This window comes from Streptomyces sp. NPDC086989 (assembly GCF_044745505.1).
In the GTDB taxonomy this organism is placed as follows: domain Bacteria; phylum Actinomycetota; class Actinomycetes; order Streptomycetales; family Streptomycetaceae; genus Streptomyces.
On sequence record NZ_JBIVAL010000016.1, the window covers coordinates 1 to 17,775 of the forward strand.

Below are 17,775 nucleotides of genomic sequence, written 5' to 3' on the forward strand. Positions count from 1 at the left end.
ATGCGGACCTCGGAGGCGGAGAGCTTCTTGGTGTCCGCGGCGGGGGAGGCGGACGTCTTCGCGTCACCCTTCTCGGCCTGGGAGCCGTAGCCGCACGAGGCGAGCGCGCCGATCAGGAGCGGCAGGGCGGCAGCGGCGGCGATACCGCGGCGCACGGTCTTACTGGTGGTGGTGCTGGGGGCAGGCACGGAGGGCTTCCTCTCGCAGCGTCAACTCATGACGCGGGTCTTCGTCTGTGCAGCGGGGACGGGTACGGCTCGTGGGGGGTGAGGGCGTGCGGGCAGTGCACGTACGTCATCGCGCACATCGCGCCACCCCTCCCTGGCCGCTGCCGAGGCGGCCGCTGCCTACGCGGCCGCCCTCCTTGGCGAAGGTGGAGTAGATGTCGGAGAGCACGGGTCAGAAGTCCCATCCCTCGTCATCGGCCTGCACGGTGGTCCGCGCCTGGGAGGCGAAGGACTCCCCGGCCATGCCCGCCGCCAGGGTGGTGCCGTCGGCCGGGTCAATCAGCAGGAAGGACCCGGTGCGGCGCGAGTCGGCGTACGCGTCGAGCGCGAGCGGCTCGGCGGTCCGTACGACGACGCGGCCGATGTCGTTGGCCACCAGCTGCCCGGGGTCAGGGTGCTGGGACAGGTCGTCGAGGGTCAGCCGCGAGGGGATCTCCTTGACGATCGCCTTGACCGTCCGCGTCGTGTGCTTGAGCAGCACCCGCGCACCGACCGAGAGGGGCTGGTCGGCGACGTGGCAGACCGTGGCGACGACGTCCTGGGTGGTGGCCGGCGGGTTCGCGGACGGCGCGATCAGGTCACCGCGGGAGATGTCGATGTCGTCCGCCAGCCGGACCGTCACCGACTGGGGCGCCCAGGCGATGTCCACGCTCTCGCCGAGTGCGTCGATCCCGGCGATGACCGAGGTGCGGCCCGACGGAAGGACGGTGACGGCCTCGCCGACGCGCAGCACGCCGGAGGCGATCTGGCCGGCGTAGCCGCGGTAGTCGGGGTGCTCGGCGGTCTGCGGGCGGATCACGTACTGCACCGGGAAACGCGCCGGGCAGGCCGTGAGGTCGTGGCTGACCGGGACGGTCTCCAGGTGCTCCAGCACCGTCGGGCCGCCGTACCAGTCCATGTGGGCGGACGGCTCGACCACGTTGTCGCCGGCGAGCGCCGAGATCGGGATCGCGGTGATCTCCGGGACGCCCAGGTCCGAGGCGTACGCGGTGAACTCCTCGGCGATCTTGGCGAAGACCTGCTCCTCGTAGCCCACCAGGTCCATCTTGTTGACGGCCAGGACCACGTGCGGGACACGCAGCAGGGCCGCGACGGCGGCGTGCCTGCGGGTCTGCTCGATCACGCCGTTGCGGGCGTCGACGAGGACCACGGCCAGGTCGGCGGTGGAGGCGCCGGTGACCATGTTCCGCGTGTACTGCACGTGCCCCGGGGTGTCGGCGAGGATGAACCGGCGCCGGGCGGTGGCGAAGTAGCGGTACGCGACGTCGATGGTGATGCCCTGCTCCCGCTCGGCCCGCAGGCCGTCGGTCAGCAGGGCCAGGTCGGGGGCGTCCTGACCGCGGCTCGCGGAAACCCGCTCGACCGCCTCCAGCTGGTCGGTCAGCACCGACTTGGAGTCGTGGAGCAGGCGCCCGACCAGGGTGGACTTGCCGTCGTCGACGGAGCCGGCGGTCGCGAAGCGCAGCAGGGTGGTCGCCGCCAGATCGGCGAACTGCTCGGTGGTGCTGGTCATGTTAGAAGTACCCTTCGCGCTTGCGGTCTTCCATCGCGGCCTCGGACAGCTTGTCGTCGGCGCGGGTCGCGCCCCGCTCGGTGAGCCGGGAGGCGGCGATCTCGGTGATCACGGCGTCCAGCGTGGTGGCGTCGGAGTCGACGGCACCGGTGCAGGACATGTCACCGACGGTGCGGTAGCGGATCAGGCGGGTCTCGGTGGTCTCGCCCTCCTTGGGACCGCCCCACTCGCCCGCCGTCAGCCACATGCCGTTGCGCTGGAACACCTCGCGCTCGTGGGCGAAGTAGATCTCCGGCAGCTCGATCTCCTCGCGGGCGATGTACTGCCACACGTCCAGCTCGGTCCAGTTGGACAGCGGGAACACGCGCACGTGCTCGCCCGGGGCGTGGCGGCCGTTGTAGAGCTGCCACAGCTCGGGGCGCTGGCGGCGCGGGTCCCACTGGGAGAACTCGTCGCGCAGGGAGAAGACGCGCTCCTTGGCACGGGCCTTCTCCTCGTCGCGGCGGCCGCCGCCGAAGACGGCGTCGAACTTCAGCTGCTGGATCGCCTCGGTGAGGGGGACGGTCTGCAGCGGGTTGCGGACGCCGTCGGGGCGCTCGCGGAGCTTCCCGGCGTCGATGTACTCCTGGACGGAGGCCACGTGCAGGCGCAGGTTGTGCTTCGCCACGGCCCGGTCGCGGTAGGCGAGGACCTCGGGGAAGTTGTGCCCGGTGTCGACGTGCAGCAGCGTGAACGGCACCGGCGCCGGCGCGAACGCCTTCAGCGCCAGGTGCAGCATCACGATCGAGTCCTTGCCGCCGGAGAAGAGGATCACCGGCTTCTCGAACTCGCCCGCCACCTCGCGGAAGATGTGCACGGCCTCCGACTCGAGGGCGTCGAGGTGTGACAGCGCGTAGGGCGCGTCGGTCTCTTCGTGCAGGTGGGCGACGGTGGCCGTCATGCCAGACCCCTCTCGGTGAGCAGCGCGTGCAGGGCCGATGCCGACTCCTGCACGGTCTGCGTGTGCGACTCGATGCGGAGGTCCGGGGACTCCGGAGCCTCGTACGGGTCGTCGACGCCGGTCAGACCGGAGATCTCGCCCGCCGCCTGCTTGGCGTACAGGCCCTTCACGTCACGCTCGGAGCAGACCTCGACCGGGGTGGCCACGTGGACCTCCAGGTACGAGGTGCCCTCGGCGGCGTGCCGCTTGCGGACGGCCTCGCGGCTGTCCGCGAACGGCGCGATCACCGGCACGAGCGCCTTGACGCCGTTGCTCGCCAGCAGTTCGGCGACGAACCCGATCCGCTGCACGTTGGTGTGGCGGTCCTCCCGGGTGAAACCCAGGCCGGCGGAGAGGAACTCGCGGATCTCGTCGCCGTCGAGGACCTCCACGCGGTGGCCCTCGCCGCGCAGCCGCTCGGCCAGCGCGTAGGCGATGGTGGTCTTGCCCGCGCTGGGCAGCCCGGTCAGCCACACGGTGGCGCCCTGGTCGCTCACGCTCATCTGCTTCTCCGTCGGTTCTCTGCTGTCCGTGTCCGTCATCAGCCGTGCAGTCCGCACTCGGTCTTGGCCCGTCCGGCCCAGCGGCCGGCCCGTGCGTCCTCGCCCTCCGCCACGCGGCGGGTGCAGGGGGCGCAGCCGACCGAGGCGTAGCCGTCCATCAGCAGCGGGTTGGTCAGGACACCGTGTTCCGCGACGTACGCGTCCACGTCGTCCTGCGTCCAGCGGGCGATCGGGGAGATCTTGACCTTCTGCCGCTTCTCGTCCCAGCCGACCACGGGGGTGCCGGCCCGGGTGGGGGACTCGTCGCGGCGCAGGCCCGTCGCCCACGCCTCGTACGCGGTCAGGCCCTCTTCCAGCGGCTTGACCTTGCGCAGGGCGCAGCACAGGTCGGGGTCGCGGTCGTGCAGCTTCGGGCCGTACTCCGCGTCCTGCTCGGCCACCGTCCGGCGCGGGGTCAGCGTGATGACGTTGACGTCCATCACGGCCTGGACCGCGTCGCGGGTGCCGATCGTCTCCTCGAAGTGGTAGCCCGTGTCCAGGAAGACCACGTCCACGCCGGGGAAGGCGCGGGAGGCCAGGTGGGCGACCACCGCGTCCTCCATGGAGGAGGTCACGGCGAACTTCGGGCCGAAGGTCTCCGCAGCCCACGTGAGGATCTCCAGCGCGGAGGCGTCCTCCAGGTCCCGGCCCGCCTGCTCGGCCAGCGCCTTGAGATCGCGCGTCCGCCCTGTATGACTGCTCGTCATATCTCTTCCCCTCCGGCGGTGTCGGACCGAACGCCCCGGGCCAGCAGCCCGAGGTACTTCAGCTGGAAGGCCCGGTTGCAGGCCCTGCACTCCCAGGCGCCGTGACCCGTCTCGTTCGGGAACAGGTCCTCGTCGCCGCAGTACGGGCAGTGGAACGGGGCCGCGCGCTCGCTCACGAGAGGTCCTCGTCCTTCGCGCGGGTCACCCACGCGGCGAAGCGCTCGCCGTCCTCGCGCTGCTCCTGGAAGCGCGTGACGACCCGCTCGACGTAGTCGGGCAGACCGGCCGCGGTGACCTTGAGACCGCGGACCTTGCGGCCGAAGCCGGCCTCCAGGCCGAGCGCGCCGCCCAGGTGGACCTGGTAGCCCTCCACCTGGTTGCCGTCGTCGTCCAGGACCAGCTGGCCCTTGAGACCGATGTCCGCCACCTGGATGCGGGCGCAGGCGTTCGGGCAGCCGTTGATGTTGATGGTCAGCGGCTCGGCGAACTCCGGCAGGCGGCGCTCCAGCTCGTCGATCAGCGACGCGCCGCGCGCCTTCGTCTCGACGATGGCCAGCTTGCAGAACTCGATGCCGGTGCAGGCCATCGTGCCGCGTCGGAACGGGGACGGCTTGACCCGCAGGTCCAGCGCCTCCAGCGCGGCGACGACGGAGTCGACGCGGTCCGCCTCGACGTCGAGGACGATCATCTTCTGCTCGGCGGTGGTGCGCAGGCGACCGGAGCCGTGCTGCTCGGCGACGTCCGCGATCTTGGTCAGGGTGGCGCCGTCCACGCGGCCGACGCGGGGCGCGAAGCCGACGTAGAACTTGCCGTCCTGCTGCCGGTGCACGCCGACGTGGTCGCGCCACTGGCCGCTGGGCTGCTCGGGCGCCGGGCCGTCGGTCAGCTTGCGGCTGAGGTACTCGTCCTCCAGGACCTGGCGGAACTTGGCCGGGCCCCAGTCGGCGACGAGGAACTTCAGCCGGGCGCGGTTGCGCAGGCGCCGGTAGCCGTAGTCGCGGAAGATCGAGATGACGCCCTCGTAGACGTCCGGGACCTCGTCGAGCGAGACCCAGGTGCCCAGGCGGACGCCCAGCTTGGGGTTGGTCGAGAGGCCGCCGCCGACCCACACGTCGAAGCCGGGGCCGTGCTCGGGGTGGTTCACGCCGACGAAGGCGACGTCGTTGATCTCGTGCGCCACGTCGAGCAGCGGCGAGCCGGAGACCGCCGACTTGAACTTGCGCGGCAGGTTCGAGAACTCCTTGTTGCCGACGATGCGGCGCTGGATCTCCTCGATGGCGGGCGTGCCGTCGATGATCTCGTCCTCGGCGATGCCGGCGACGGGCGAACCGAGGATGACGCGGGGCGTGTCACCGCAGGCCTCGGTGGTCGACAGGCCGACGGCCTCCAGGCGGCGCCAGATCTCCGGGACGTCCTCGATCCGGATCCAGTGGTACTGCACGTTCTGCCGGTCGGTGAGGTCGGCGGTGCCGCGCGCGAACTCCTGCGAGATCTCGCCGATGACGCGGAGCTGCTCGGTGGTCAGCCGGCCGCCGTCGATGCGCACGCGCAGCATGAAGAACTTGTCGTCCAGCTCCTCCGGCTCCAGGATCGCGGTCTTGCCGCCGTCGATCCCGGGCTTGCGCTGCGTGTACAGACCCCACCAGCGCATGCGTCCGCGCAGGTCGTTGGGGTCGATCGAGTCGAAGCCGGTCTTGGAGTAGATCGTCTCGATGCGTGTCCGCACGTTGAGACCGTCGTCGTCCTTCTTGAACTGCTCGTTGCCGTTGAGGGGGGTGTGGTGTCCAACGGCCCACTGACCCTCACCGCGGTGGCGGCCGGTCTTTCGGCGCGCGGCGGCGGGCGTTTCGGGGGTGGCGGCCATGGCGGTACGTCCTTCTTCGGCGGCTCGGTGCAAGGGCAGGGGGAGGGGCGGCGAGTGCCCCTGGCATCGGCCCTGCGCTGAAGCAGGTGCGGCCGAGAGCCGCCCGGTTCCGGTTGTGCCGGTGGTCAGGGCGGTGTTCTGCCTTCAGGGGACTGCGGGCTGGGCGCCTGCGCTACGACGCTGTGCGGGGCGCTGTGCGGCGGTGGCTGGTTCCGTCAGCGCGCCGAACAGATGGCGCTGGACATGCGGCCGAGGTCGACGTGCCGCCGACTCACCAAGGCAATTCCAGCTCCATTCATGGCGGAAGCGTGTCATGTGCCGATTGGAGGAGTCCACTACTGTCCACAATCCGGACGATGTGGTCCCGCAATCTGAGACGACGTGACGCCGGTCACGCAGCGGGGAGGCGCGGGATCCGGCCGCGTGCGCCCCACCCGCCCGGCCGCGCAGCCGCGGCGGCGCGCGGGCCGGATGCCGCACGTGCCGTTACGCGCCCGGCCAGGGGCCCGGGGTTTCGGTGGCCGCCTTGTCCTCCGTCTCCGTCCGGAAGACCTTGAACCCGCGGCGGAGGTAGTTGTCCATCGCCGTCGGGCCGTCCTGGCTGCAGGTGTGCAGCCACACCCGCGTCGTCGCCGGGCGCTGCGGCCAGCGGTCCGCCAGCGACCAGGCCGCCTCGACGCCCAGCGTCAGCAGGTGGCCCCCGATGCGGCGCCCGCGGAAGTCCGGGAGCAGCCCGAAGTACATGATCTCCACCACGCCGTCGTCCTGCGGGTCCAGCTCGACGTACCCCGCCGGCGTCCCGCGGTCGTACGCCACCCACGTCTCCACGCCGGGACGGTCCAGCTGCTCCACCCACTGCGCCCGGGTCAGCGACAGCCGGTCCGTCCAGTGGATGTCACCGCCCACCGAGGCGTAGAGGAAGCGGCTGAACTCGGGCGAGGGGACCTCCGCCCGCTGGACATGGATCTCAGGTCCTGGGACGGCGGCCCGGACCAGGTCCTGCGGCGAGGTCATTTCCAGGGACCAGGTGGTGAGGGTGATGGTGCTCATGCAGGTCAGGGAATCACGGCCGGCCCCGAACGGCCCAGGCGGGCCTTGATCACCGCCGGGGCCGTGGAGTGCGGCAGCAGCGCCGCCGGGTCCTGCGGACGGATCAGCTCCACCTCCACGTCGTCGGCGAAGCGGTACGGGCGGTGCGTGAGCACCCCGCCCAGGTGCCGCCGGACCCGGGACAGCTCCGCCCGGACCGTCACCGTCCGCGTCGGGTCCCCGAACAGCTCCGCCGCGAGCTCCGCCGCCGACCGGCCCCGCGGCCCCTCCGCCAGCAGGAACAGCAGCTCCGCGTGGCGCGGGCTCAGCTCCTGGGACCAGCTCCCGGCGGCCCCGTACACGGTCGCCGACCAGGCGCGCGGCCGGCTCAGGTCCAGGACGACCCGGCTCGCCGCCGTCGCCGCGCCCGGCGTCTGCGCCACGCGCAGCAGCCAGCCGCCCGGCAGCGGCTCCACCACGCAGTCCCCGAGCTGCGGCACCCACACCCTGCCGGGCCCGAACCCCTTCGGCAGCGGGACCCGGTCCGCCGGGGCCAGCCCCGTCACCGCCGCCGTCCAGCCGTGCGGGTCCAGCGCCAGGGCCTGCCCGGGCAGGCGGGCCAGCAGCGGCGCCGCGACCGCCCGCAGCCGCTCCAGCGACTCCAGGTGGCGCACCCGCAACTCCCGCTCCGCGAGGCGGGCCACCGCACTCACCCAGGCCAGGGTGGCCGGGTGCATGGTGGCCAGCGGCCCGCTGACGTCCACCACGCCCAGCAGCTGCCCGTCCCGCGGATCCCGTACCGGCGCCCCCGCGCAGGTCCACTCGTGGTGGCTGGAGACGAAGTGCTCCGCCGAGAACACCTGAACGGGCTGCCGGGCCACCAGGGCGGTGCCCACCCCGTTCGTGCCGACCACCGCCTCGGCCCAGTCGGCGCCGACCGAGAAGCCCAGCCGGTCCGCCTTGCGCAGGATCGACGCGGCCCCCTCCCGCCACAGCAGCCGCCCCTCCGCGTCCGCGACGACCATGATGTGCAGCGACGTGTCCAGCGCCGGGAGCAGCCCCTCGCGCAGCACCGGCAGGACCTCCCGCAGCGGCGACACCTGCCGCCGCTCCTCCGTCTCGGCCGCCGACAGCATCCGCGAGCGCGCGTCCCGGTCCGGATGCACCCCGCACGCCAGCATCCGGCGCCAGGACTCGGCGATCTCCGGCCGCGGCTCCGCGGGCGGCCGGTCCCCGGCCAGCGCGGCGGCCCGCACCCCCTTGAGCAGTCGCGCGGCGTCCCGCGCGTCCATGGCCGAGATGCGTGCCACATCGACCGTGCTGCCTGCGGTGTGGGCCACCGGAACCTCCCCGTGCGGAACAGGACGTACGAGGGAACCGACCGCGCCGACCGCAGGCGCCCTTCCCCGGGTGCGCGCGGCGGACGGTTCCGACTCAGAGGGTTGCAACGGTATGCAACTCTCGCCAAGTCCCGGTCACCCGACGGAAACTGTCCGGACGTCGCCTCGCGGCGTGACAGCTCCTCCTCGGGGCTTTCGGATGGGGGTGGCGCCGAGTCGGCGCGGCGCCGCCCCTGCTCCCGGTCAACGGGCCCGGATCCCGGCTCGGACCTCTCCGGACCTGTTTGGGGACGGGCTTTCGGAACCTAGTCCGCGATCCGCGCCCGTTCGACCAGCGCCGCCAGCCCCAGGGTGTGCGGCAGCGTCCCGAAGGCGGCACCCCCGTCGCCGCCCAGGCGCGAGGCGCAGAACGCGTCCGCCACCTCCGGCGGCGCCCAGCGCACCAGCAGCGACCCCTGGAGCACCAGCGCCATCCGCTCCACCACCCGGCGCCCCCGCGCCTCGATGCCCTCCAGGTCCGCGAGCTCCGTCAGCAGCCCCTTGATGGCCGAATCCAGCCGGTGATCGGCGCCCCGTGCCCGCCCCACCTCCTGGAGGAAGGCGTTCAGCGCCTGCGGTTCCCTCTGGAGCGCCCGCAGGACGTCCAGGGCCTGGACGTTGCCCGAGCCCTCCCAGATCGAGTTCAGCGGCGACTCGCGCAGCAGCCGCGGCAGCCCGGACTCCTCGACGTAGCCATTGCCGCCCAGACACTCCAGGGCCTCCGCCACCATCGGCGTACAGCGTTTGGTCACCCAGTACTTCGCGGCGGGCACCGCGATGCGCAGGAAGGCCCGCTCCTGCTCCGTCCCGGCGTCGTAGGCGGCCGCCAGGCGCAGCGCCAGCGTGGTGGCGGCCTCCGACTCCAGGGCGAGGTCGGCCAGCACGTTGCGCATCAGGGGCTGCTCGATGAGCCGCGCTCCGAAAACAGAGCGGTGCTCCGCGTGGTGCACGGCCTGCGTCAGCGCCTGCCGCATCAGCGCCGCCGAGCCCAGCACGCAGTCCAGCCGGGTCGCCGCGACCATGTCGATGATGGTCCGCACCCCCCGCCCCTCCTCGCCGACCCGCCGCGCCCACGTCCCGTCGAACTCCACCTCGGCCGACGCGTTCGACCGGTTGCCCAGCTTGTCCTTCAGCCGCTGGATCGCGAACACGTTGCGCGTGCCGTCCGGCAGCACCCGCGGCACCAGGAAGCAGGTCAGCCGGTCCCTCCCGGCCGACGGCGCCTGCGCCAGCACCAGGAACCCGTCCGACATCGGCGCCGAACAGAACCACTTGTGCCCCGTCAGCAGGTACTCGCCCGCCGCGTCCAGCGGCTTCGCCGCCGTCGTGTTCGCCCGTACGTCGCTGCCGCCCTGCTTCTCCGTCATCCCCATGCCGAACAGCACCCCGGCCTTCTGGGCGGCCGGCCGCAACTCCCGCTCGTACACGTGCGAGGTCAGCCGCGGCTCCCACTCCGCGGCCAGCTCCGGGTCCGCCCGCAGCGCCGGCACCGCCGCGTGGGTCATCGACACGGGGCAGCCGTGCCCCGCCTCGGCCTGCGACCACACGAAGAACCCGGCCGCGCGGCGCAGGTGTCCGGCCGGCCGCCCCCACGCATCGGTGAGCCCGGCGCCCACCGCGTGCCCGAGCAGCCGGTGCCACGCCGGGTGGAACCCCACTTCGTCAATCCGGTGCCCGTACCGATCGTGCGTACGCAGTCTCGGGGGGTTCTCGTTCGCCTCCACGCCCCAGCTCTGGGCCTGCGCCGAGCCCGCGGACCGCCCGAGCTCGGAGAGCTCCCCCCGCACCTCGTCGAGGAGCTCGGGCGACGACGCCGACAGGTGCCGTTCCACCCCCTCGCTCAGGACCCGATCGGTGCCGTAGACGTCGTAGCCCACCAGGGGCGGGGCCTGATTGGTGACGGTGTGGGTGGTGGCTGCCATGCGGATACCGTAAGGACGTGCAGCCAGCAAAAGAAACACCCGAGCGGGTCCCCGGGCGGCTCCATCGGGCCCGCGCCCTCTACCGCAACGTCTCCAAGCGCAAGATGGCGTGGCTGCTGCTGAAGGACACCGTCAATTCGTGCATCGAGTACCGGATCCTCGGCCTGGCGGCCGAGGCGGCGTTCTTCACGCTGCTGTCGCTGCCACCGCTGTTCCTCGGCCTGCTGGGCGTGCTCGGGTACGTCGACGGGTGGACGGGTGGCACCTTCGTGGCCTCCATCGAGGAGAACATCCTGCGCGCGGTCGGCACCGTGCTCTCCGACCGGGGCGTCAACGACATCGCGAAACCCATGCTCGACGACGTCACCAACCGCGGCCGCCCCGACCTGATCTCCCTCGGCTTCGCCTTCGCCCTCTGGTCGGGCTCGCGGGCGGTCAACGTCTTCATCGACACCATCACCGTGATGTACGGGCTCGACGGCCAGCGCGGCATCGTCAAGACCCGGCTGCTGGCCTTCCTGCTGTACGTGGTGGCCCTCGTGATCGGCGCGATCGTGCTGCCGCTGATGGTCGCAGGGCCGGACGCCGTCGTGCGCTGGCTGCCCTGGAGCACCGAGGTGATCGCGGTGCTCTACTGGCCGACGGTCACCCTGCTGTCCATCGCCTTCCTGACCACGCTGTACCACGTGTCCGTACCCGTGCGATCCCCGTGGATCGAAGACGTGCCGGGTGCGCTCGTCGCCCTCGCCATGTGGGTGCTGGGCTCGTTCCTGCTGCGGATCTACCTCACGAACACCGTCGAGGGCCCGACCATCTACGGATCGCTGGCCGCCCCCGTCGCCGTCCTGCTGTGGATCGGGGTCTCGGCCTTCGCCGTCCTCGTCGGCGCGGCCGTGAACGCCGCCATCGACCGCGTCTGGCCGTCCGTCGCCACCGCCGCGGCCCGCGAGGCCAACGAGCGGGCCCGCGAGGCGGAGGCCGCGCAGCTGATCGCACGCGCCGCCGCCTGGCGGGCGCTCGCCGAGGGCGAATCGGAGGACGACGAGGAGGGGGACGCCGGGATGCCGTCCGAGTTCCCGGAACGGTGGTCGAACTTCCTGCCGCCGGAGGACTACTCCTCCCGCCTGCGCAAGCACTGAACCGCCGACCCGCGCGACCCGGCCCGGACCAGGCCGGACCGGACCGAACCGGACCGAACCGGATCAGGCTCGCCCGAACCGGACCGGACCAGGCCGGCCCGAACCGGGTGGGCGCGACCTGGCCCGGGTGGGCGCGATGGTCCGCAACGCCGGGATGGCGACGCGTTCGCGCTTCGCCGTTTCGGGCGGCTGCGGCGACGCGGACGACACCGGCCCGGCCCGAACCGGGTGGGCGCGACGGTCCGCAACGCCGGGATGGCGACGCGTTCGCGCTTCGCCGTTTCGGCGGCTGCGGCGACGCAGTCGACACCGAACCGGCCCCGGACCGGCCCCGCGGCCCCGGACCGGCCCCGGTCCGAACTGTCCGGTCCGGTCCGGCCCGGCAGCGGATCGGCATGATCCGGCACGGGTCAGGGGCGGTGCTCCGGGAGGGAGGCCGGGAGCAGCGCCCGGGAGACCTGCTCCAGCGAGTTCAGCATCTGCTCGGCCGCCCCGCGCAGCACCCCCGGCGCCGGGGCGTCCCGGCCCGCCAGCAGCGCCCGCACCCCGTCCCAGCGGGGCACCCACCGCTCACGCACCGCCTTCGGCCCTCCCGCGTCGCGGTGCGCAGCTCCTGCGCCAGCTCCGCCGCACCCGGCACCGGGGCGTGGGCGCGGTCCGGGAGGTGGGCCTCCAGAAGCATCACCGCCTGGCCGAGCGCGGCCAGGGCGTGGCCCGCGTCGTCGGCGGCCGAGCGGGAGATCCCGCGGTGGCGCACCGGCTCCTCGGCGGCCCGCTCCACCGCCTCCTGCCAGGCGAGCCGGGCGTCCCGGGTGGCCAGCAGCGCCCGGCGCACCTCGTCGTGCCGGGCCCCGGCGGGGTCGGCGTACTGCCCGAGCACGGCGGCCCCGTACCCGCCGAGCGCCTCGATCCAGTCGGCGAGCCGGGTGCGCAGCCGCGGGGTCTCCCAGGCCGGGTAGAGGGCGTAGCCGAGCATCGCGAGCACTCCGCCGACCAACGTCAGGGCAACCCGGTCCCGCACGGTCTGGTCCCAGCGGACGCCGCCCATGCCGAGCAGGAAGACGACGTAGGCGGAGACGAAGGCCTGCGCCACGGCGTAACCGGTGCGCATCAGCACGTACATCAGGCCCGCGCTGAGCACGGCCAGGAAGCCCGAGAGGTACATGCCCGGCTTGACGAGCCGGACGACACCGGTCGCCACGGCCACGCCGGCCAGGGTGCCGCCGAAGCGGGCGACGGCCCGGGACCAGGTCTGGGTGAAGTCGGGCCGCATCACCATGACGGAGGCCATCGGGGCCCAGTACGCGTGCCCCAGCGGCAGGGCGACGCCGATGACGTAGCCCGCGCAGGTCACGGCGGTGACGCGGACAGCGTGCCGCAGGATCGGCGAGCCGCGGCGCAGTTCGGCCCGGACGGCCTTCAGCACCACCGGCACCAGCGCCGTCAGGGTGGGCCGCAGCATCGATGCGCCCGGCCCGGCCGTCCGTCCGGAGCCCGGCTCGGCCGTCTCCAGTACGTCGTCCAGCAGTGCGGCGAGCCGGTGCGCGGCCCGCAGCGCCGCCCCTTCGAGCAGGTCGGCCGTGTCGGGGGACTTGAGCACCGCGAGGGCCGGGGCGGGCAGGCGCACGGGCTCCCCGTGCCGGATCGCCCGGGCGGCGGCGTCCAGCACGGCCCCGGCCGCCGCGAGGAGTTCCCGCACCCGGTCGCGCGCCGGCCCCTCGGCGGGTGCTCCGACCGCGGGGTCGGCGAGCGACGCCAGCACCGGGCGGATGCGTTCGGCGAGCCCGCGCGCCCCGTGCAGCTCGGCGGGGCGCCGCAGTGCCTGGCGGCGGGTCACGGTCGCGGCGGCCCGGGCCCGCATCAGGGGCTGCGGGTCGAAGTGCGCGACGGGGTCCTGGCGCAGTCGCCGGGCGTAGTCGGCCTCGGCGGCGAGCGCGTCGGCCAGGGCGTCGCGCTGGGCGCCCCAGTGGCGGACCGGGAACAGGACGATCAGCAGGGCCTGCACCACTGCGCCGGCGGCGATCACCGCGGCGTGCCCGGCGGCCTGCGCGACGGAGGTCGGCAGGGTGACGGTGACGAGCATGATCGCGACATTGCCGGAGGCGATCATCCCGGCGGTGGGGCCGGCCGCCCACATCAGCCCGGCGGCGAAGGCCCAGACGGCGAGCAGGACGAGGAACAGGCCGGTCTCGGAGGACCCGACGAGGTAGCCGACGAAGGTGGAGACGGCCAGCGTCAGCCCGGCGGCCACGGCCCGCACGGGCCGCGGCCGCCAGCTCTCCTGGAAGGTGGCGACGGCGGCCATGAAGGCCCCGAACGCGGAGCTGGCGGCCGCCCCGGGCCCCAGGAACGCCAGTCCGGCGGCGATCACGACGGCGAGTCCGGCCGCGGCACGCAGGGCGGTGAGGGGCTCCAGGCGGGCGCGTTCGACCCGCAGGCCCGTCAGGGCGGTGTCCTTCAGCGCCCGCAGCCAGCTCATCGCGACGAGACCGCCCCTCTACGCCCCGGCCGGGGCGAACAGCGAGACGGCGCAGCCGTCCGGGTCGCGCACCACGGCGTAGCGCTGTCCCCAGAAGGCGTCCCAGGGCCGCAGATGGCCCTCGTAGCCGGCGTCCGTCAACTCGGCGTACACCGCGTCCACCTCGTCGGGGGAGTCGCACAGGAACGCGAGCTCCCGCCGTCCGTCACCGGTCGGGCGGGTCCAGGACGGGTCGAAGGAGCGGACGACGTCCTCGGTGTCCCAGGCGATGCGCAGCCCGCCGGGCAGGAGGGCCTCCACGTGCGGCTGGTCGTCCGAACCGGCCGGGATGTCCAGGCCCAGGCGGCGGTAGAAGGCGAGCGAGGCGGCCATGTCGGACACGACCAGGCCGATCAGATCGATGCGGGGAGTCATGCGCCCACGCTAGGAGCCGCCGGGCCCGCCGGCCGTCAGCGAATCGGCCGTGCAGGCCGCGGAAAAAGAATTGGCGTGCCCCGGACCGCACTTGCTACGGTGATCGTGTTCCCGCCGGTCCGGCGGAGAACCGTTTTCGGCACGTACACGACCCGGAGGTGAGTTCATTGATGACTGTCGTCACGCAGGGCGCGTTCCGCACCCAGAAGACCATCAATGTCACTTCCGTGGTCTCCGGCTGACCTCACACTCTCCGCGCGCCACCGAGCGCGCGCTGCCGGGGCCACCCTGTGAAGGGTTTCCCCTTGTCTTTCTCCACCTCTCCGTCTTCTTCGTACTCGCACGCCCTCACCCCCCTCGGCTGGGACGAGGCGTGGGAGGCCGAGTTCGCCCCGTACGGCGAGCAGGGCCTGGTTCCCGGCCGCGTGGTCCGGGTGGACCGCGGCCAGTGCGACGTCATGACCGCGGACGGCATCGTGCGCGCCGACACCGCCTTCGTCACCCCCCACGATCCGCTCCGCGTCATCTGCACCGGTGACTGGGCCGTGGTCGAGGCCGCCGGCAACCCCCGGTACGTCAAGACGTACCTGCCGCGCCGGACCGCCTTCGTCCGCTCCACCTCCTCGCAGCGCTCCGAGGGCCAGATCCTCGCCGCCAACGTCGACCACGCGATCATCGCGGTCTCTCTGGCCGTCGAGCTCGACCTGGGCCGCATCGAGCGCTTCCTGGCCCTCGCCTGGGAGTCCGGCGCACAGCCGCTGGTCGTCCTGACCAAGGCGGACCTCGTACCGGACCCGGTGACGCTCTCCCACCTGGTCCAGGACGTGGAGACCACGGCGCCCGGCGTCGAGGTGCTCACGGTCTCCTCCCTCACCGGGGAGGGCACGGACGTCCTGGCGGCGGTCGTCGCCGGCGGTACGAGCGTGCTGCTCGGCATCTCGGGCGCGGGCAAGTCCACGCTCGCGAACGCACTCCTCGGCTCCGACGTGATGGACGTCCAGGCCACGCGCGACGTGGACGGCAAGGGCCGTCACACGACCACCACCCGCAACCTGCTGGCCCTGCCCGCCGGGGGCGTCCTCATCGACACGCCGGGACTGCGCGGCGTCGGCCTGTGGGACGCCGAGGCCGGGGTGGGCCAGGTCTTCTCGGAGATCGAGGAGTACGCGGCCGACTGCCGGTTCCACGACTGCGCGCACGAGGCCGAGCCGGGGTGCGCGGTGACCGAGGCGGTCGAGACCGGCGCACTGCCGGAGCGGCGCCTGGCGAGCTACCGCAAACTGCTGCGGGAGAACCAGCGGATCGTCGCCAAGACGGACGCGAGGCTGCGCTCCGAGATCCGCCGGGACTGGCGCATGAAGTCGGCGGAGGGCCGGGCCAATTACGCGGCCAAGCGCACCGGCCGCTACTGACCCCACGGCCTGACGGCCAACCCCGACGGTCAACCGCCGACGGCCGTCACCGGCAACGGCACAGGCACTGACGCCGACGCCGAGGCCGGACGCCTGTTATTCGACGCCCCTCATCCGACGTCCGGCCCCGGCTCCGCCAGGGGCCGGGCGTCACTCGTCCAGGCCCCAGGCGAACACCCGCTCCGGGTGGATCCGGATCACCTCCGGGCTGAAGTGCGGCCCGAGCGCGTGCGGGCCCACCTCCAGCGTGGCGCGACCGCGGATCTCGACGCCCCGGACCTTCCACGGCCGGGTGCTCACCAGATCGTCCACCACCAGGGACAGCCGCGGATTGCCCTGGAGGTTGCGCCACTTCTTCGTCGTCCCCATCGCCCGTCCGCCGACCAGGATCGTGCCGTCCCCCTGCGGGAAGAAGCCCACCGGGTTCGCCTGCGGCTGCCCCGCCGCGTCCACCGTCGCCAGCCGCCCCAGGCGCTGCGACCCGAGATACGCCGACTCCGCCTCGCTGAACCCCTTGAACTCCGTCATGCCCCCAGCCTCGCGCCTCGGAGCCCACCGCGCATCGGGCGCTCGGCCGACCGGGCCTCGGTCTTCGGCACTACGCCTGCGCCCGTGACGTCCGGTCAGCCGACCAGGACCGCGCCGAGCCAGGCGCCCGTCACCATCAGGCAGGCCAGCAGTTCCACCAGGACGCTCGTGCCCACCGCCCGCATCACCGCCCGCACCGAGGCCCAGGCCTCGCCGTGGGTGCCCAGCCGCAGCCGCTCGCTCAGATAGATGCCGCCCACGAACCCCGCAACCGCCCCCGCCACCGGCACCACCACGAAGCCGAGCAGCGCGCCCGCGCCCGCGTACACCACCATCCGGCGCGTGACGCCCACCCCGCGCAGCCGCCGCGGCGGCAACTGCCACTTGACCACCTGGACCACCAGCAGCAGCGCGGTCGCCGAGACCAGCAGGGACCACGCGAGCGCCGACCGCTCGTGCAGTGCCCACCACAGCACGCCCGCCCAGACCAGCCAGGTCCCCGGCACCCCCGGGACCAGCACCCCGACCACCCCGAGCAGGAGCACCAGCCCCACCAGGAGCAGCTGAGGCAGATCCATGCGCTCAGCCTGACCGACCGGGGCCTAGCGGGCCACCCAGCCCCGTTCGTAGGCGTGCCAGCCCAGCTGGAGCCGCGTCGTCACCCCCGACAGCTCCATCAGCCCCTTGACCCGCCGCTGCACCGTCCGCAGCCCCAGATCCAGGTGCTTGGCCACGCTCGCGTCCGTCATACCCGCCAGCAGCAGCGTCAGGACCTCCAGGTCCGTCGTGTCGGGCACGCCCTCGGACTCCTCCGCTCCCGCCGCCCCCAGCCGCAGGGGCAGCGCCTCCCGCCACACCGCCTCGAACAACCCGGTCAGCGACTCCAGGAGCCCCGACGCGTGCACCACCAGCGCCGCCGGCTCCGCCCCCGGCCCCGTCAGCGGCACCAGCGCCAGGGACCGGTCCGCGATCACCAGCCTCGTCGGGACCTGCCGGGTCACCCGGACGCCCTCGCCCCGCGCGAGCGCCGTCGACGCCTCCCTGATCCCGGTCGGCAGGGTCAGTACGTCCCTCTCGATCACCACCCGGTACTCGACGCCCCGCGCGGCGGCCTGCTCCTCCGCCTCGTTGTCCATCGCCGTCACCACCTGGGGCCGGCTGCTGACCAGGGCGCACACCTCCTCCACCGCGCCCACCTGGAGCTGGTGGAAGCGGTGAGCCACCGCGCTCGCGCCCGTCACCACCTCCACCAGGTCGTGCACGGACGGTTCGGCCGCCTCCGCCCGGTACTCCTGCGCCAGCCGGGCCGCCGCCAGCTCCGCCTGCTCCAGCTCGTGCCGCTGCTGGGTGAGCAGTGCCCCCAGCGCCACCCCCGGCGGCGCCGCCACCCACCGGCCCGGGCGGGCCGAGGACTGCGCCGCCAGCCCGTGCCGTTCCAGGTGCCGCAGTGCCCGCTCGGTCTGCGGCACCGGCAGCGCCAGCCGGTGCGCGAGATCGGGCACCTCCGCAGCCCCCAGCGACACCAGCGCGCGGTACGCCGACTCCTGGCCTTCGTCCAGGCCTATCGCACTCAGCAACCCGTCCACCCACCCTCTTGACGCCGTTCCTGGCGGAAAGCGGCCACGGCGCAAACCCGCCTCG

The 17,775-nt window shown here is 73.2% G+C and carries 16 protein-coding genes and 2 pseudogenes; 2 read left to right on the forward strand and 16 right to left on the reverse strand.

The genetic code is table 11. The features are described from left to right. The 11 genes and pseudogenes from ACIPK4_RS31670 to ACIPK4_RS31720 all read right to left on the reverse strand — a co-directional run. Window positions 1-188, reverse strand: a pseudogene (locus ACIPK4_RS31670) (sulfate ABC transporter substrate-binding protein); the annotation flags it as partial. A gap of 211 nt (window positions 189-399) precedes the next feature. After that, complete coding sequence (locus ACIPK4_RS31675) at window positions 400-1,740, reverse strand: sulfate adenylyltransferase subunit 1 (RefSeq protein WP_402319071.1); 1,341 nt, start codon at window positions 1,738-1,740, stop codon at window positions 400-402. Window position 1,741: 1 nt separating this feature from the next. After that, window positions 1,742-2,680 carry a sulfate adenylyltransferase subunit CysD gene (gene cysD, locus ACIPK4_RS31680; protein ID WP_376192848.1) on the reverse strand — a complete coding sequence of 313 codons (939 nt, stop codon included), beginning with the start codon at window positions 2,678-2,680 and terminating at the stop codon, window positions 1,742-1,744. After that, entirely contained in the window at window positions 2,677-3,222 is a 546-nt protein-coding gene (cysC, locus tag ACIPK4_RS31685) for an adenylyl-sulfate kinase (RefSeq protein ID WP_054227921.1), read from the reverse strand. The genes cysD and cysC overlap by 4 nt, the downstream gene beginning before the upstream one ends. A 38-nt stretch (window positions 3,223-3,260) precedes the next feature. Continuing rightward, window positions 3,261-3,968 carry a phosphoadenylyl-sulfate reductase gene (locus ACIPK4_RS31690; RefSeq protein ID WP_402319075.1) on the reverse strand — a complete coding sequence of 236 codons (708 nt, stop codon included), beginning with the start codon at window positions 3,966-3,968 and terminating at the stop codon, window positions 3,261-3,263. Further along, complete coding sequence (locus ACIPK4_RS31695) at window positions 3,965-4,144, reverse strand: hypothetical protein (RefSeq protein ID WP_054227894.1); 180 nt, start codon at window positions 4,142-4,144, stop codon at window positions 3,965-3,967. Before ACIPK4_RS31695 ends, ACIPK4_RS31690 begins: the two co-directional genes overlap by 4 nt. Then, window positions 4,141-5,832 (reverse strand): nitrite/sulfite reductase, encoded by a 1,692-nt coding sequence (locus tag ACIPK4_RS31700; RefSeq protein WP_402319078.1) that lies wholly within the window; start codon window positions 5,830-5,832, stop codon window positions 4,141-4,143. Before ACIPK4_RS31700 ends, ACIPK4_RS31695 begins: the two co-directional genes overlap by 4 nt. 215 nt (window positions 5,833-6,047) lie before the next feature. Continuing rightward, window positions 6,048-6,131, reverse strand: a complete 84-nt coding sequence (locus ACIPK4_RS31705) for a putative leader peptide (protein ID WP_351782709.1) — start codon at window positions 6,129-6,131, stop codon at window positions 6,048-6,050. A 187-nt stretch (window positions 6,132-6,318) separates the two neighbouring features. Continuing rightward, window positions 6,319-6,882: a GNAT family N-acetyltransferase gene (locus tag ACIPK4_RS31710; protein ID WP_054227896.1), complete on the reverse strand. Its 564-nt coding sequence runs from the start codon at window positions 6,880-6,882 to the stop codon at window positions 6,319-6,321. A gap of 5 nt (window positions 6,883-6,887) precedes the next feature. Then, on the reverse strand, window positions 6,888-8,153 hold the full coding sequence (locus ACIPK4_RS31715) for a GAF domain-containing protein (RefSeq protein ID WP_402319394.1): 1,266 nt from the start codon (window positions 8,151-8,153) through the stop codon (window positions 6,888-6,890). Window positions 8,154-8,506: 353 nt separating this feature from the next. Next, window positions 8,507-10,162 (reverse strand): acyl-CoA dehydrogenase family protein, encoded by a 1,656-nt coding sequence (locus ACIPK4_RS31720; protein WP_402319082.1) that lies wholly within the window; start codon window positions 10,160-10,162, stop codon window positions 8,507-8,509. A gap of 17 nt (window positions 10,163-10,179) precedes the next feature. On the opposite strand from ACIPK4_RS31720, the gene ACIPK4_RS31725 reads away from it, so the two are divergent. After that, complete coding sequence (locus ACIPK4_RS31725; protein WP_376192863.1) at window positions 10,180-11,301, forward strand: YihY/virulence factor BrkB family protein; 1,122 nt, start codon at window positions 10,180-10,182, stop codon at window positions 11,299-11,301. A gap of 410 nt (window positions 11,302-11,711) precedes the next feature. Here the strand turns inward: ACIPK4_RS31725 and ACIPK4_RS31730 are convergent. Both ACIPK4_RS31730 and ACIPK4_RS31735 read right to left on the reverse strand, forming a co-directional pair. Continuing rightward, a pseudogene (locus tag ACIPK4_RS31730) lies at window positions 11,712-13,780 on the reverse strand (FUSC family protein). A gap of 18 nt (window positions 13,781-13,798) precedes the next feature. Further along, window positions 13,799-14,194, reverse strand: coding sequence for a VOC family protein (locus tag ACIPK4_RS31735; RefSeq protein ID WP_054227899.1), 396 nt, complete (start codon window positions 14,192-14,194; stop codon window positions 13,799-13,801). A gap of 305 nt (window positions 14,195-14,499) precedes the next feature. Here ACIPK4_RS31735 and rsgA point away from each other — a divergent pair, with 305 nt between their 5' ends. Continuing rightward, window positions 14,500-15,606 (forward strand): ribosome small subunit-dependent GTPase A, encoded by a 1,107-nt coding sequence (rsgA, locus tag ACIPK4_RS31740; RefSeq protein WP_402319086.1) that lies wholly within the window; start codon window positions 14,500-14,502, stop codon window positions 15,604-15,606. A gap of 150 nt (window positions 15,607-15,756) precedes the next feature. Here rsgA and ACIPK4_RS31745 read toward each other — a convergent pair whose 3' ends face one another. The 3 genes from ACIPK4_RS31745 to ACIPK4_RS31755 all read right to left on the reverse strand — a co-directional run bounded on the left by ACIPK4_RS31745 (window position 15,757) and on the right by ACIPK4_RS31755 (window position 17,711). Continuing rightward, window positions 15,757-16,134, reverse strand: a complete 378-nt coding sequence (locus ACIPK4_RS31745) for a PPOX class F420-dependent oxidoreductase (protein WP_402319089.1) — start codon at window positions 16,132-16,134, stop codon at window positions 15,757-15,759. A 95-nt stretch (window positions 16,135-16,229) separates the two neighbouring features. Then, window positions 16,230-16,712, reverse strand: a complete 483-nt coding sequence (locus tag ACIPK4_RS31750) for a DUF456 domain-containing protein (protein ID WP_402319092.1) — start codon at window positions 16,710-16,712, stop codon at window positions 16,230-16,232. Between the two features lie 24 nt (window positions 16,713-16,736). Then, a complete protein-coding gene (locus ACIPK4_RS31755; RefSeq protein WP_054227923.1) occupies window positions 16,737-17,711 on the reverse strand; it encodes a helix-turn-helix domain-containing protein in 975 nt (324 codons plus the stop codon). Window positions 17,712-17,775: the final 64 nt, after the last annotated feature.